The organism is Sphingobium sp. WTD-1, from assembly GCF_030128825.1.
Lineage (GTDB): Bacteria > Pseudomonadota > Alphaproteobacteria > Sphingomonadales > Sphingomonadaceae > Sphingobium.
This window is the reverse complement of the sequence record NZ_CP119127.1, coordinates 3,555,438-3,569,943: the sequence shown is the minus strand read 5'-3', so window position 1 is coordinate 3,569,943 and position 14,506 is coordinate 3,555,438. Positions and strand designations below refer to the sequence as shown.

The window sequence follows — 14,506 nt, the reverse complement described above, 5'->3', positions numbered from 1 at the left end:
CCTTGCGATAGCCAGCTATGGAGACACAACCCGTTGCATTTAATCGCAGGATTTCTTGTCTGAAGGCGTAGGCGACAACTGGTCGCTCGCTAGTCGGCCCTATCTTGAGGCCACGCTGGGGATAATGGGGGACCAAGCCAGCGGCATTTCGCTGGTGCCGAACCGTTCCACCGCGCGGCCCGCCACTATCTCCCGTTCGCTCCCGATACCGGGACCGCACCTGCCGGTGGCGCCGACCACGCCGCTCCCGCTGTGCCTGCGATGACCGCCGGTTCACGCCGCTGCCCCTCGCTACGGCGACTCCCGCGAGACTAGCACCCGCGCGGCTACCGCCGCGCCCCCGGCGTCGCGCCCCAATCCACCTTCATCATCCCTCGCGCCGCGCCTCTGCCCCTGATCGTGCCGCGTGGCGCGCGGAGTTGCGGGCGGCCGGGGCGTTGCGCGTGGACCGCGGCGGCGTCGCGCTGGGGGAGACGGAGCGCCTCGCCGTGGGCGGGCGGCGCGGGAGGCGAGCGCGGGATAGAGAGGAGAGAAGGGCCGGTGAGGGTGTCGCCGAGAATGGTTTCGAGCGACATTCGAAAGGTAAAGACGATGAACATCGGTGAAATCTTTAATCGGAATGGCCGTCTGAAGGGCTCGATCGCCACCCGCACCATCGATCTGCCCAGTGTCGGGCTGCGCAAGGTCGTGAGCGATAATCCGAAGGCTCCGGTCTACGAGATCCTCGCGCTTAACATCGCTCGCCGCTACGTCCAGATCGGCGCGCTGTGGGAGGCCGTGTCGAAGCAGGGGGATGTGTTCCTCGCCGGGAACATCGACGACCCCAGCCTTTCCGAGCCGCTGCCGATCGCGCTCTTCCCGGCCGATCATGGCGGCTACATGGTCGCCTGGCGCCGCGACACCATGCGCTCCGACTTCGGTGGCGGCATGGGCGCGAGCAGCGGCCGGTACGATGATCGCGGCCCGGGCGATCAGGGCGGCTTCGGCGACAGCACCGTGGGTGCCGGCGGCGAACGGTCGGGTTCGGACACCTCGTTCGAGGGGGAAGACCCGTTCTGATCACGCGCTGATCAGTCCCATTGGGCCGGGGAGGCGTCAGGCTTCCCCGGCTTCTTTCTTTTTCGCCCATGAGGAGACATCCCATGCGCCGCTCTTCATTGCATTCTTCCGCCCCGCTGACCGACCTTGCCGCGCTCTCCGCGGCGATCATGGCCAGCCCCTCGATCCGCGACCTGCTCGCGCGGCATGTCGAGGGTGCGTCTCCCGTGCCGGACATCCCGGCGGGCATCACCTGCGGCGAGATCATCGCCGCCATCTACGACCTGCTCGAGAATACGCCGCTCGCGCCGCACGCGGCCGGGATCGTCAATGCCGTCCTGACGCGCGCGGCATTCGCCGCGCCCGCTAGGGCGAGCAGGCACTGACCCGGCACGACGCCCATGCAGGGCCGCGGCGCTACCCTCGCGTTCGCGGCCTTGTTCCTTTTGCCCTCCTGACAGGGAGAAGTACCATGAGCCACGACCATTCGCACAGCATCAGCCGCTTTGCTGATCTGCCCGCGCTATTCGCCGAAATGACCGCAACCCCGGAATTCCAGCGCGCGTTCGGCGATCCCATCCCCCTCTCGATCATCAGCCCGGGGGATGAACCTGGCGAACATGACATGCCCGAGCCGCTCCACGCACAGGCCGATTGCGCCGGGATCATCGCCACCATCTTCGACCTGCTGACCGACACCCGCCTCGATGCGCTCGCCCCCGAGATCGCATGGGGCATGGTGAACAGCTTCCATTTCGTCGCCGGAAAGCTCGAACGGCAGGAAGACCTACTGGCCGACGAACTGCGCGACATGATGCGCCGCTCCGACCTTTCCGAGGTGTTTAATACCGAGCTCGAGGAGAAGCAGCTGCTTTGCCAGTCGTTGTCCGAACAGCGCGAAGCGGTCGAGTGCATGCGCGACTATGCGGCCGATACCTTCCGTGTACTTTCGGGCCGTCCCTGGTCGCCGGCGCGCGGTTCGCGGGTCTCGAAGGTCGCTACCGCCACGCAGGTCGCGATACAGGACTTCCTGCGCGCACGCGAACTCGCCGATCGCGAGCGCTATCGCCCCCGTGGCCCGATCGTCGTCGCCTCGGGCCATGCCGAATGGCATGACTGGCAGATCCTGTGGGACCGGCTCGACGCGATCCTCGCGCGGATCCCGCACATGACGCTGGTGACCACCGCGCAGCGTAAGGGCTTCGATGCGATCGTGGCCTCGTGGGCGGGGAGCCGCGAGGTTCAGCTCGTCACCTACTCGCTGATGGGCGCGGGGCGCGGCGCGCCCTTTGCCCGTAATCGCAAGCTGGTCGAACTGAAACCTGTCGAAGCCGTGCTGGGCGAGGGCTCGGGCATTCAGGCGAACCTCTATCAGGCCCTACGAAAGGTCGGGGTTCCGATCCATGCCTTCCGGAAGGCCGATCAGGCACCCGCCGAGAAGATCACCGCGCTTCCGCGAGGCCGCTTTCGCCGGGTAGCCTGACACCGAAGTCTCAGTGCATTTTTCGAGGGACGGCGCGCCGCGCCGTCCCCCTTTTTTGCGCAAGGGGCGTGCAGGGTCGCGAGGTCGCGGGCGCTCCACTGAGAGGTAAGCGCCTGGAGGCACCCGTTGCGAATCAGGGGCATCGAGCCCCAGATTCGCGAGGCCTCTTCTCTCTCTCAAGAATTCCAATCGTGGCACGGGACCGCGTCGGCCTCAAGGACGACGGGGCCCCACCATTTTTCCGGGCGGGTCGGGCGCCATGCTTCCATTCGGGCAATGTGGCCGCCCGGAAAAATCGTGACCCCCATCGCCGGCTGCGCCGGTCGCGTTCCGCGATCCTTGACCCCGCCGCTCGGAGCCCGTGCCCAGGGGGGAACCTCTTTCGTTTCTACAGGAGGTTCCCATGACGAAGATCCACCGCAGCGTCCGCCCGTTCTCCGACATCGCCGAATTCATCGCGCAGGAGACGATGGCGGGTACCACCGACGACTTCCACGCTGCCTTCTCCTCCGATCTCGACGGGGTCCGCATCGGGCGCGGCGAGGAGGAGATGGCGACCGACATGCCCGATCCGCGCGAAGCCCAGCTTGCCGTCGAGCTGATCGTCACGACCCTCTTCGACCTGCTGCGCGACACGCGGCTGCAGCCTGCCGCCGAGCGCCTCGCATGGGGCATCGTGAACAGTTTCCATCACGTCGCCGACCAGTGGCAGGGGCAGGCCGATAAGGCGACGCGCGACGTCCAGGACCTGCTGCGGCGCGCCGACGGCAGCGAAATCCACGGTGTCGAACTCGAGCAGGCACAGGACGAACTCGAATTCCTCGACGAAGCCACCGACGCGCTGCGGTGCATGCGCGACCATGCCGCCGAACCGCGTCATAATCTGGGCGACTGGCCTGTCCGGCGCATTCCTACTTCCGGGCGAAAGGGCACCGCCGCCTTCCATGCCGCGAAGGATGCGGCGATGGCGCGCGATGCCGCCTTCGGTCTCGTGATCTGGGATGGTCGCAGCCGGGGCAGCCTTGCGAATATCCACCGGTTGGCGGCGCAGCGGCGCTTCATCATGATCTGGTTCGGGCCCGAAGCGCGGTTCATCACCCTGAGATCGGATTCCGACAGGGACAGCTTTCTCGAGGCGCATCCCTGCCGGAACCTGATGATGACCAGCGCGTGATCAGATCGCTGTCGGCAGTACTTTAATCGCCGTCAGCGCCGCGCCGCCGCCGACCCGGACCGCCTGTGTGAGAAGCTCGCGAAACTCCTTTTCCGTGAGCTTCTCCACCGGCATCTCCGCGATCATCGCGGCATATCTGCCCCGCAACGCACGGCGCGCGTTTTCCAGTTCATCGTTCATCTTGCGCTGACGCGCTTCGAGATCGGCGAGCCGGTCCCTTTCCGTCATCTTCGGCATTTCCATCGTCCTTCCCCGATGGCCTGCCCGTCGCTTGCGACTGTGCCACATCGGCGGATCGGCGCAAGCGGGGATTGCCGCTTCCTGCGGAACCGGCGGGGCTTCGCGCCTGGCCGCTCCTGTCGGTCCGTCACCGACCACATCCCACCCCATCCATCGGCCCGCGGTGCCTGTCCTCCGCGGACACCCCATGAGGAGGCTTTCATGCTCACCATCGAACCCGATTACGACCGTTTCGTCGAAACCCATGAACCGCACTATTTCTCTGCGCAGGCGAGGGGGTTCGCTCTCATTCGCCGGATCGAGCGCCACCTCAAACGGGCTAATTCCTACGCGGGCCAGTACTATGCTTACACCGATTACGAGACCGGTGACTTCGTGATAACCGGCGAGTGCGACGAGGAATACGAGGCGGAATGGAACCGGGCTTCGGACCTCGCCCGCATGGCCGCCTGCTCCAATGCGTATCGGATCATCCGGGCACAGGGCCGTGACGACGAGGCGTCCATGCTCATCCTGGAAGCGCACGCGGTGGTCGCCCAGCAGGGCTGATCACATATCCCGGGACCGGGCCTGACGCCCGGTCCCCTTTTTTGCTTTCGGGGAGACCCTACCCATGAACGCCATCCCTCAAACCTCCTCACAACGCACCACCGCGAAACTGCACCAAGGGTGCCCCGCCCCTGCCGGTACGAGGCTGCGCAGCGCGAGCGCGCTGCGTAAGGCGGGACGCACGGCGCGAGGCCGTTTTGTAATGGACCCTACGCACGGGTGCTGCGACACAATTCTGTTCTGAAAACAAAGAGATGAGGCTGTACTGCACGTCTCACGCCACACCGGTCGGCTGTAGTACGCGAACCACCAGACGTCTATCGTGCGGCATATCTCATTGCAACTAAACCGGTAATTTCGTGAGACACGTCCTACGCTGCTCCAGATTCCAGATCGGGATCATACCGACTACCGGCTCGGCGGAAACGGTGGAATCTTGACCGAGATCATGGTCTCTTCGCTTTTGGACGAAGGAGAACACCCGTGGCTGAGCTGAACCAGGAGTATATCAACGACCTTCGTCGGGCGGTCGTCAAAGCCATCTGTGAAGTGTCGGCGGGAAGGCAACAATCCCCTTCGTGGGGGAGGGTGACACCCTCTATATCGGCTCGGCCGAAGTCTGCCTGAATAGCCCTCGGGCTTCTGGACGCCTTCGATCCTAATTTTGAGGATAGGAGGCGATGATGGGTGAGGGGAATTGCAGCGACGAGTTCAAGCGCAATGCTGTGTCGCGGATCGGGTAGCGGTGTTACCCGATAGCGGAAATTTCATAGCGGCTCAGGGTCAGCCAGCATTCGCTCTGTTCTTGGGCAACCGCTGGCAAGGGCCGCGTCAGACGATGTAACCAAGAATGCCGAGATCAGGCGATTGGAGCGCGAACTGGCATGATGGACCTGGGATTTTAAAACGACTGGACTGGCAAAACATCGCTGACTGGCATTGAGCCAGTCCCGTCATGGAAGCTTTGCGTCAATCATCCAGAGAATCAAAGCCAAAAGTCCGAAGGTCAGAGCAGTCAGGAAAGCCACATCCACGTTGCCGCGCAGGCGATTGAGAAATTGCATTTTCCGGCTCCTCGATAGCAGGTCGCAACCAAGTTATAAGACGGATATATTCGGGCTATCGGGAACAATACGTATCCGGTGCATCCCTGTGATCCAACTTCGGCGGGTAGGCACAGTTGTTTGCTCTGGACTCACTGGTAATGCATTCAAAATGCGGAGCCGTCGATCGCGCGCGAGCACGACGGCTCCGACAATCGCCGCCCCGCTTCCGATATCTGCCGAGCGATGGTGAGGGTAATGTCTCACCCGCGAGCGCCGGCAGCGGTGCCAGGCCAGGCGTGCCGCGGCCGACGACCGCAGTACCGCGCAACACGCCACGACGGTCGATCGACGTGTCTCACCTGTCCAATTTCCATCGCAACAGCGCGAGTCAGGGCGGGCCTGTCGCTTGACATCATGTCAGGGTCGAGCGGTCTCAGCGCCTTGATACCGGTCAAAGTCGAAAGACCTTGACCCTGACATGATGTCAGACCCTATCTGCCAGTGCGAAGGAGCAAGACGATGAACGATCCTCATGCACATGGCGGCCATTGCTGTTCGAAACCGTCCACTGCGCCCGCCGCCATCAAGGACCCCGTGTGCGGGATGACGGTAGATCCGGCGACGAGCGCGCATCATGCCGAGCATGGCGGTGTGACATATCACTTCTGCAGCGTCGGCTGCCGTGCAAAGTTCGTCGTAGATCCCGCCAGGTTCACAAATGGCGAGGCCGATACTTTAACGGCAGCGCCCCCGTCCTCGCTATCGGTGTGGACTTGCCCGATGCATCCCGAGATCCGGCGCCCTAGCCCGGGCATCTGCCCGATTTGCGGCATGGCGCTGGAGCCGGCGGAGCCGAGCGCCGACGAGGGAGCAAACCCGGAACTGGTCGATTTCACTCGCCGCTTCTGGGTGAGCGCGATGCTTGCCGTGCCCCTGCTGCTGATTTCGATGGGCGCCGAGATGGCGGGTCTGCACCTCGTGCCGATGCGCTGGTCGCCCTGGGTGCAATTCGCGCTGACTGCGCCGATCGTGCTGTGGGCAGGCTGGCCGTTTTTCGAGCGAGGCTGGGCGTCGCTCAAGTCGCGCCACTATAACATGTTTACGCTGATCGCGATCGGGGTCGGCGCGGCCTTCCTCTACAGCGTGGTGGCGACAGTCGCGCCCGGGGTGTTTCCGGCAAGCTTCCGCGACCATGGCGCCATGGTGCCCGTCTATTACGAGGCGGCCGGCGTGGTCGTTGCGCTGGTGCTACTCGGGCAGGTGCTGGAACTGCGCGCGCGCGCCGCGACCGGACGTGCGATCCGCGCTCTCCTGAACCTTGCGCCCAAGACCGCGCGGCGGATCGGTCCGGACGGCGAGGAGCAGGAAGTCGATCTCGGCAAGGTCACGGCCGGCGATCGTCTGCGCGTGCGTCCCGGCGAGGCGGTCCCGGTCGACGGGACCGTGATCGACGGCCGCTCGTCGGTCGACGAGTCGATGCTGACCGGCGAGCCGGCGCCGGTGCTCAAGGTGCCGGGCGCCGCGCTTACCGGCGGCACCGTCAACGGCACCGGTAGCCTAGTCATTGAGGCGCAGGCGGTTGGCGCCGACACGATGCTGGCGCGCATCGTCGCGATGGTCGCGGAGGCGCAGCGCAGCCGTGCGCCGATCCAGGCCGTGGCGGATCGTATTTCCGGCTGGTTCGTGCCGTTGGTGGTGCTGATCGCACTGCTGACCTTTGCCGTCTGGAACCTTGTCGGCCCCGAGCCGCGCTTCGGCCATGCCTTGCTCAACGCCATCGCGGTCCTGATCATCGCCTGTCCGTGCGCGCTCGGGCTTGCCACACCGATGTCGATCATGGTCGGGACGGGACGCGGGGCTCAGGCCGGCGTGCTCGTCAAGAATGCCGAGGCGCTGCAGGCGCTCGACAAGGTCGATACACTGGTGATCGACAAGACCGGGACGCTGACCGAAGGCAAGCCCAAGCTCGTGGCGGTCGAGCCAACTGAAGGGTTCAACGCTGATCGGGTGCTGGCGCTGGCGGCAGCGGTCGAGGCTCGCTCCGAGCATCCGCTGGCGGTCGCGATTGTTACCGGCGCCAGAGAACGCGGGCTGACCGTCTCGGCGGTCGAGGACTTCGACTCGCAGACCGGCATGGGCATAAGCGGCCGGGTCGATGGTCGGAGGGTCGTGATCGGCAATGCCGCGCAGATGCGGAGTGCCGGAGCGGATGCCACAGCGCTAGAGGCATCGGCCTCGCGGCATCGCGCTGAAGGCGGCGGCGTCATGCTGGTTGCCGTTGATGGTGAAGCGGCCGGGCTGATCGCCGTCGCCGACCCTGTCAAGGCGTCATCGCGCGGCGCGATCGCTGCGCTTCACGCCGAGGGGCTGCGCATCGTCATGCTGACCGGCGACAGCCGCGGCACGGCAGAGGCCGTCGCTCGGGCGATCGGCGGGATCGACGAGGTCCATTCCGATCTCAAGCCGGAGGACAAGGCGCGGATCGTCGTCGACCTCAAGGCGAACGGCGCTCGGGTCGCTATGGCGGGCGACGGTATCAACGATGCCCCGGCGCTCGCGGCCGCCGATGTCGGCGTGGCGATGGGAACGGGGACGGACGTGGCGATCGAGAGTGCTGGGCTGACGCTCACAACGGGCGACCTTTCGGCGATGGTACGTGCGCGGCGGCTAGCGCGTGCCACTATGGCCAACATACGGCAGAACCTGTTCTTCTCCTTCCTGTTCAACGGCGTGGGCATACCTATTGCGGCGGGTGTGCTCTATCCGGTGACCGGCATCCTGCTGTCGCCCATGTTCGCAGGGGCCGCGATGGCGCTGTCGTCATTCACCGTCGTCGTCAACGCGCTCCGCTTGAACGCTGTACGACTGGAAGCGCGCAAGCCATGAATATCGGTCAGGCCGCCGCTGCAAGCAGCGTGTCGCAGCGTATGATCCGCCACTATGAGAAGATCACGCTGATCCCGACACCGTCAAGGCGCGGCAGCGGCTATCGGGACTATTCGGACGCCGATGTTCACCGCCTCCGGTTCGTCGCAAACGCGCGCGACCTTGGTTTCCCGATCGAGGAAATCCGTTCGCTTCTGGACCTCTGGCAGGACCGTTGCCGATCGAGCGCTGAGGTGAAGGCGCTGGCACTTTCCCGAGCCGACGAGCTTGGCCGCAAGGCGGCTGCGCTGGACGGTATGCGCCGGGCGCTGATGGAACTAGCCAACAGCTGTACCGGAGACGAACGGTCGGATTGCCCGATCATCGATCGACTGGCTGAGGGTTGATCGTCGCAGCTGCCTTCCTGAAGGGCGCTTCCGACTTCACTATGAGATCTTGCACCGCGAAGGTACAAGCCATGATCCAAAACTCCGTCTCGACATTCCCGTTCTTCTCCCTGACGTGCCGGACGCGGCAGATGCTTGTGTCGACAGGCTCATCGGCTCGCTCGAAAGACGCCCGGGCGTCGAACAGGCCATGTGGTGCCAGCCGAAGCGGGAGCGCCCGCGATACGCTGCATCCATTTCGATCCGGCGGTTACGACGCTGTTGCGTACGCATCCGATAGCGGCCGCCTTGCGATGGGGGAGTAGTCGCGCGAGTTAGCGGCAGTGCAAGCACCGTGGTTTGCACTGTGGCTAGCGACGAGACGGTTTGTCAGGCGGCCATTTCGGCCGGCTTGCTGTTCTGGAGGGTTTTCCAGTGCCAGGGCAAGAGTTCGTGCAGCCGGTTCTGGGGGATATCGGCGATGCGAGCGAGGACATCGGTGAGCCATGCGAGCGGATCGACGTCGTTGAGCCGACAGGTGCCGATCAGGCTGAACAGCATTGCGGCGCGTTCTCCACCCCGGTCCGATCCCACGAACCCCCAGCTCTTCCTTCCGCGAGCTACGCTGCGCAACGGCCGCTCCGCGGCATTGTTCGTGAGACAGATGCGACCATCTTCCAGGAAGGTGGTGAAGCTTTCCCAGTCATTGAGGAAGTAGGCGATGGCCTCGGCCACGGGATCTTTCCGGGAAAGGGTCTTTCGGTGGGTATCAAACCAGGCCTTGAGCTGATCGACTAACGGGGCGACCTTTTCCTTGCGAACGGCCAGGCGTTCCTCGGGAGTCTTGCCGTTGACATCCCGCTCGACGGCAAAGATCTGGTCGATCATCTCCAGTCCCTCCCGCGCGAGTGGGGAGATGAGCGGCACTTTCCCCTTCTTCTTGCCCTTCAGCTGACTGGCCACATCGACCAGTACGAACAGCTTTCGCCTACCGTGTTGCCAGCAGTTTGCGCGGGTCATGGCCTTATCGGCCCACCCTTCCTTGAACATCTCGTTGAAGCCGGCATAGCGGTCGACCTGGAGGATTCCGGTATAGCCAGCCAGATGCGCGCGGGGATGTTCGCCCTTTCGATTTCGGGAGTAACGGCACATCAGCGCCGGCGGCGCCGCCCCACCAAAGGGGGTGTCATCGCGCACATAGTCCCAGATGCGAGCGACCTCGGTCTTGTATTTGGCGAGGAGAGGAACAGTGGTGTCGTCGGCGTGGAGGCGCTCGGCGGCCAGCACATGGGCATCGTTCAGCAGGGAGATCGGTTTGAGGGCGGCGCAGACGGCGCCGACCTGATCGGCAAGCGTCGAGATGCTCAGGGGGATGCCCTCCACCTCCAGGCGGTCGCGCTGGCTGTTAAGCGGCTGATGCAGTCCATATTTCTGGAAGACGAGATCGGCCAGGAAGTGCGGGCCGAACATGCCCCGGGGCGTCACGTGGAAGGGCGCCGGGGCCTGGCGGATCTTTTCACAATGCCGGCAGGAGACTTTCTCGCGCACCGTTTCGATAACCTTGTGGCGTGCGGGCACCTTCTCCAGGGTTTTGGTGATGTCGGGCGGCAAATGGCTTAGCGCATCCGAGCCGCAGCAGGGGCATTGCTCGGGTGCGGGGATCACTCGCTTCTCGCGCTCCACATGAGCCGGGAAGTCGCGGCGGGGTCCCCGCTGACGGGTGAAGAGAGCAACGGTGGTAGTTTTGGCCGCGGCTTGCGCGGCGATGCTCTCGGCTTCGCTGGCATCGGCCTCGAGCTCTTCGAAGCCCAGCTCGAACTGGTCAATAAGCCGGCTCGCGCGTTCCGATTTCGCGCCATATTTGTCGCGGCGCATGAGCGCGTTAATCAGTTCAAGATGCGCATTGCGGGCAAGAAGGTCGGCGTTGATCGCCTCAACGCGGGCGGCTTTTGCCTCCGCTTCGAGCGCCATGGTCTGAGCTTCGAGTGCCTTGGCTTGAGCTTCCTGGACCAGTTGATGCGCTGCATCGAGATTGGCGCGCAGCTTCAAAAATTCAGGACTGTCGTCGCTCGAGGGCATGCCCGTCTATAGCGAGAAAAGCTCACAAAACCTAAGGTTTTCTAGGATTTTGAGCGGTTTTTATCTCACCCGACGCCCCGGTTTTTGAGCAGGCGCCGCATGCCTGCGCCGTCAACCAACCTGACTGGGTCGCCAACTTCTCTGCGGATTGCGCCAATCTATCCCCTCGAGCAGACAGGCCAGCGCCGAGGGGGTAAGCGCGATCGCTCCGTCCTTGGCCGAGGGCCAGATAAAATGTCCACGTGCGAGACGCTTTGAATACAACGATACGCCCAGCGCATCGCTCCACAGAATCTTCACCAGATCGCCGCGACGTCCGCGAAAGACAAATAAATCCCCATCATGGAAGCGTCGCCCCAGATGCTGTTCCACCTGGCGGGCTAAAGTAGCCATGCCGCGACGCATGTCGGTATGACCGGCCGCTATCCAAATCTTTACATCCGCAGAAACGGGGATCATCGCAAGCTCCCCAGGATCGCACGGACAAGTTCGGGCCCCGCCTCATCGCCGAACCGGATTACCGCTCCCCGCGTCTCGATCTCCGCTGCAACGCGCAGGCCCTGCCTCTCGCTCGGCACGTCAGCGGAGGCATCAGCCTTCATCACCACCGGCACAAAGCTCGCCCCGGTGCTCGACGGACCTATCCTCTGTGTCAGCTCCCGCCGCCAGCGATGGATCAGGCTCGGATGTATGTCCGCCGCCCGCGCAATATCCGCTACAACCGCTCCGGGCGCACAGGCCGCCAATACCAGCGCTTCCTTCTGCTCGGCCGTCCACGCCCGGCGCCGCTCCGGCCCCGAAATCACCGTTATCCGATCCATCGCACTCTCGCTAAATCCAGTGCAAACCACCACGCTTGCACTCGCGCTAAATCCGACGACGGTCACATCAGAACAAGGCGGCCCCTAGCGGATGCGTACGCTGTTGCGTATCCGCTAACTGGCCCAACTCGCACATTGCTTATGTGGTCTCGACTGACCGCTTGATAGCGATCCTGCGTTTCGTGCTCGTATTTGAGCCATCGGGGTCAGCATCATGGTGCGGCGGCCACGCGCGGCCAATGCGCCGCTGCTGTCCATTTTCTTTTATAACTGATTCTGCTCGCGTCCGGCTTGTAGGTGGGCCTTGTCCTCGGCGACTTTTTGCATGCTCTGGGCATGGGGCGATGCCCAGACAGTCCGGGCAATGGTCATAAACATGCCTGTTGGCGCCGAGATCACCGGCCTCGGCTTGCCGCTCTTTGTCGTGCTGGAAGGCGAGAAGAGTTGCCGCGAAAGCTGAGATAGTTCGACGCATTGGCGTTACGCGCACGTGTCCGGATCCCAAGTACGGTCCATGCGAGCCTTTGACGACATCTGATTGCGCTTCAGCAGTAACGGCGACGGGGGAGACTGGAACATGCGCCTTCCCCCGACCGTGATTGGTACTGTTACGTATACTTGCTATGTGTCGGGACAGATAATCGTAATGAAGGCGCTATGGCATCACGACGGTCGGGAGTGATGGCAGTTGCTCTCTTACGATGAAGGTCGGAATATGGCGTGGCTCGCGAGGATAATGCTGTTTGTGCCGGCGCTGATCGCCGGATGGTTCGTCTCTAAAGAGGACCCCCGATACTGGGTGGTGGCGATGGTAATCGCGCTGGTGTTCATCGCGCTTTCATGCTGCATTGCTATCTACGTACCGGCCTTTCGCCTCTGGCCACGTCGCACGCGGCAGTAGCAACGCAACGATCACATATCCGGAGCGCTTGCGAAGGCTCACGCGCTTGAGCAAATGACCCTTTTCCAAGTGGCTGATGAAATCGGCATTGAACGGTCGGGTGCTCGGGCTCACTGGGGAATGTCATCAATGATGGGCGCCTTCGCACTGCCGGACCCCGGCTGGTAGGGGCGCCTGAATGCGAGTCCATGACTATTGCCGGCAAGTACGCCTTCAAGCCGGTACAGCTTGCCAACCTCTCTGATCGCTTTTCTCCTGGGTTAAGCCGCGACGGTATAGCGTGCTTCGAGCAGATCAAGCTCTCGGATAAGCTTGCGTGCGGGCTCGCTGTCCAGTTCGCGCTTGCGCACCATCCGGAAAATTTGCGCGCGTTCGGCCTTCAGCGCTGCCAGACGAGGGCGGCGCTCAATCTCTTCTGCTCGCCGCCCCAGCGCATTGTTTTCTGGGCTACCAACCCGGCTCTCGATCCTTTGCCGGTAACCATCCATAATGCGGGATGCGGTCGAGACATAGAGATCCGCGTCGCTTCGGCCCTCTGCCAGCGCATGCTGGACCTTCTCGATCTCCGCGATCGCAGCTTCTGCCGCCTTGACGCGGGCCGCATCCTCGGCCGCCTTATGGTCATGTTCGGCCGGCATCTCGAGACCTTTGAGCAGAAGGGGTAGCCCCAGGCTGGCAGCTAGCAACGACACGATGATGACGCCCATCGCCAGAAAAATAGCCAGATCTCTTGCCGGAAAGGGCGAGCCATCGTTCATTGCCAGAGGCAGTGTCAAGACACCGGCGAGCGTGATGGCGCCGCGAACGCCGGCAAAGGAGATCGCGGCGACGATCCGCCAATTGGGCGTGGAACGCCAGTCCCCTTCGCGAAAGAAGGTGAGACGAAGGGATGCCCAGACCCACAGGAAGCGAAGGGCGGCGAGCCCAAGGTTGATTGCGATGACATATATTGCCAGCCACCAAGGTTCCTGATGGCCGGTCGCGCGAACGGTTTCGGCCGAGCTGGCGAGAATGGCGGGCAGCTGCTCGCCGAGCAGCACGAAGATGACCCCGTTGGCGCTGAACTGGATCATATCCCACACTGTGTTGCGGCGTATGCGTGTGGAGCCCTCCAGTTCGCCAGTGCTTTCGACAAAGCCCATGGTGAGGCCGGCGGCGACTGCGGCCAGAATGCCGGAGCAATGGAGATGCTCGGCAAGGAGATAGGCGCCAAATGGGATGAGCAGGCTTATGAGAATCTGCGCGCCGCCCTCCTCTCCATAATGCCGTGAGACCCAGCTTTTCGCGCGCGACACAATCCAGGTGAAGCCGGCACCGATCGCGATGCCCCCGAACGCGACCCACAGGAAATTGAGCGCTGCGTCCTGGACTGAGAATGCTCCGGTTAACGCTGCGGCGATTGCAAAGCGCAGGCAGACGAGTCCGGAGGCATCGTTCAAGAGCGATTCCCCTTCGAGAATATGCATCATGCGCTTGGGGATGGAGACGCGCTGGGCGATCGCGGACACCGCGATCGGGTCGGTGGGGGAGACGACGGCGGCGAGACCGAACGCGACAGCCAACGGCATCGCCGGGACCATCCAGTGGATGAAAAAGCCCATGCCGACGACCGTAGCGACGACCAGGCCAAGGGCGAGCTCGACGATGGTCTTGCCGTCCTTGAACAGCTCTTCGCGGGGAATGCGCCAGCCATCGAGGAACAGCAACGGCGGCAGGAGCAGGAGAAAGAAAATCTCCGGATCGAGCGTGACGCGCCAGTCAGCGGCCAGCCCGATCATTGCGCCCAGGGCGATCTGAAACAGAGGTCGTGGCAGGGGCAGGGGAACCATGCGCGAGAAAATGCCGCTCAGGATGACGGCAAGCAGCAGCAGCAGGATGATCGTGATGGTTTCCAATAGTCTTCCTCACATTTGGGGCTGGATCA

The 14,506-nt window shown here is 63.4% G+C and carries 14 protein-coding genes; 8 read left to right on the top strand and 6 right to left on the bottom strand.

Going from position 1 to position 14,506, the window contains the following annotated elements; genetic code table 11:
- Window positions 1-326 precede the first annotated feature (326 nt).
- The gene (locus N6H05_RS17620; protein ID WP_048938820.1) at window positions 327-599 is read right to left on the bottom strand and encodes a hypothetical protein; all 273 of its coding nucleotides are present in this window, start codon (window positions 597-599) and stop codon (window positions 327-329) included.
- On the opposite strand from N6H05_RS17620, the gene N6H05_RS17615 reads away from it, so the two are divergent.
- The 4 genes from N6H05_RS17615 to N6H05_RS17600 all read left to right on the top strand — a co-directional run bounded on the left by N6H05_RS17615 (window position 592) and on the right by N6H05_RS17600 (window position 3,695).
- Complete coding sequence (locus tag N6H05_RS17615; RefSeq protein ID WP_048938819.1) at window positions 592-1,059, top strand: DUF736 domain-containing protein; 468 nt, start codon at window positions 592-594, stop codon at window positions 1,057-1,059. The two genes, N6H05_RS17620 and N6H05_RS17615, sit on opposite strands and share 8 nt — an antisense overlap.
- Window positions 1,060-1,142: 83 nt before the next feature.
- Window positions 1,143-1,424 carry a hypothetical protein gene (locus tag N6H05_RS17610; RefSeq protein WP_048938818.1) on the top strand — a complete coding sequence of 94 codons (282 nt, stop codon included), beginning with the start codon at window positions 1,143-1,145 and terminating at the stop codon, window positions 1,422-1,424.
- 86 nt (window positions 1,425-1,510) lie between these two features.
- Window positions 1,511-2,521 carry a DUF2493 domain-containing protein gene (locus N6H05_RS17605; protein WP_284110888.1) on the top strand — a complete coding sequence of 337 codons (1,011 nt, stop codon included), beginning with the start codon at window positions 1,511-1,513 and terminating at the stop codon, window positions 2,519-2,521.
- Between the two features lie 403 nt (window positions 2,522-2,924).
- Window positions 2,925-3,695, top strand: coding sequence for a hypothetical protein (locus tag N6H05_RS17600; RefSeq protein WP_284110886.1), 771 nt, complete (start codon window positions 2,925-2,927; stop codon window positions 3,693-3,695).
- Here N6H05_RS17600 and N6H05_RS17595 read toward each other — a convergent pair whose 3' ends face one another.
- Window positions 3,696-3,932: a hypothetical protein gene (locus tag N6H05_RS17595; protein WP_284110885.1), complete on the bottom strand. Its 237-nt coding sequence runs from the start codon at window positions 3,930-3,932 to the stop codon at window positions 3,696-3,698.
- Between the two features lie 204 nt (window positions 3,933-4,136).
- Between N6H05_RS17595 and N6H05_RS17590 the strand changes: the two genes are divergently transcribed.
- From N6H05_RS17590 to cueR, 3 genes are all read left to right on the top strand, one after another.
- A complete protein-coding gene (locus N6H05_RS17590; RefSeq protein ID WP_284110884.1) occupies window positions 4,137-4,484 on the top strand; it encodes a hypothetical protein in 348 nt (115 codons plus the stop codon).
- A gap of 1,565 nt (window positions 4,485-6,049) precedes the next feature.
- Window positions 6,050-8,416, top strand: a complete 2,367-nt coding sequence (locus tag N6H05_RS17585; protein ID WP_284110883.1) for a heavy metal translocating P-type ATPase — start codon at window positions 6,050-6,052, stop codon at window positions 8,414-8,416.
- The gene (gene cueR / locus N6H05_RS17580) at window positions 8,413-8,802 is read left to right on the top strand and encodes a Cu(I)-responsive transcriptional regulator (RefSeq protein ID WP_169860760.1); all 390 of its coding nucleotides are present in this window, start codon (window positions 8,413-8,415) and stop codon (window positions 8,800-8,802) included. Before N6H05_RS17585 ends, cueR begins: the two co-directional genes overlap by 4 nt.
- Before the next feature lie 369 nt (window positions 8,803-9,171).
- Here cueR and tnpC read toward each other — a convergent pair whose 3' ends face one another.
- From tnpC to tnpA, 3 genes are all read right to left on the bottom strand, one after another.
- Window positions 9,172-10,752 carry an IS66 family transposase gene (gene tnpC, locus N6H05_RS17575; protein ID WP_284114259.1) on the bottom strand — a complete coding sequence of 527 codons (1,581 nt, stop codon included), beginning with the start codon at window positions 10,750-10,752 and terminating at the stop codon, window positions 9,172-9,174.
- Window positions 10,753-10,971: 219 nt separating this feature from the next.
- Window positions 10,972-11,319, bottom strand: coding sequence for an IS66 family insertion sequence element accessory protein TnpB (gene tnpB / locus N6H05_RS17570; protein WP_284110880.1), 348 nt, complete (start codon window positions 11,317-11,319; stop codon window positions 10,972-10,974).
- Window positions 11,316-11,681, bottom strand: coding sequence for an IS66-like element accessory protein TnpA (gene tnpA, locus N6H05_RS17565; RefSeq protein ID WP_284110879.1), 366 nt, complete (start codon window positions 11,679-11,681; stop codon window positions 11,316-11,318). The genes tnpB and tnpA overlap by 4 nt, the downstream gene beginning before the upstream one ends.
- Window positions 11,682-12,417: 736 nt before the next feature.
- Here tnpA and N6H05_RS17560 point away from each other — a divergent pair.
- Window positions 12,418-12,582, top strand: coding sequence for a hypothetical protein (locus N6H05_RS17560; protein ID WP_235682059.1), 165 nt, complete (start codon window positions 12,418-12,420; stop codon window positions 12,580-12,582).
- Window positions 12,583-12,842: 260 nt separating this feature from the next.
- Here N6H05_RS17560 and N6H05_RS17555 read toward each other — a convergent pair whose 3' ends face one another.
- On the bottom strand, window positions 12,843-14,477 hold the full coding sequence (locus N6H05_RS17555) for a Na+/H+ antiporter (RefSeq protein WP_284110877.1): 1,635 nt from the start codon (window positions 14,475-14,477) through the stop codon (window positions 12,843-12,845).
- Between the last annotated feature and the right edge of the window lie 29 nt (window positions 14,478-14,506).